1 protein-coding gene is annotated in these 252 nt (G+C 63.5%); it reads left to right on the top strand.

Annotation, left to right across the window (positions count from 1 at the left end):
• On the top strand, positions 1-252 hold a 252-nt coding region (locus SB754_RS21720), incomplete at both ends, for an AAA family ATPase (RefSeq protein ID WP_410784386.1).

Raw genomic sequence — 252 nt, 5'->3', positions numbered from 1 at the left:
CAGGTGCTCGGCGACGACCTCGGCATCGGGACCGAGAACACCGCGAGATGGTGGACCAATCACGAACTCACCGGGGCCACCTTCTCACCAGGGCAACTGGTCATTATCGACGAGGCGTCGCTTGCCGGTACGCTTTCGCTCGACCGCATCACTGGGCTCGTGGGAAAGGCCGGTGCGAAGATCCTCCTTGTCGGCGACTACGGCCAGCTTCAAGCCGTCGACGCTGGAGGAGCTTTCGGGATGCTCGTCGAC

The sequence above is a fragment of the Leifsonia sp. SIMBA_070 genome (assembly GCF_046534635.1).
Taxonomy (GTDB): domain Bacteria; phylum Actinomycetota; class Actinomycetes; order Actinomycetales; family Microbacteriaceae; genus Leifsonia.
Note: the sequence above shows the minus strand (reverse complement) of the source record. Positions and strands in the feature narration are given on the sequence as shown.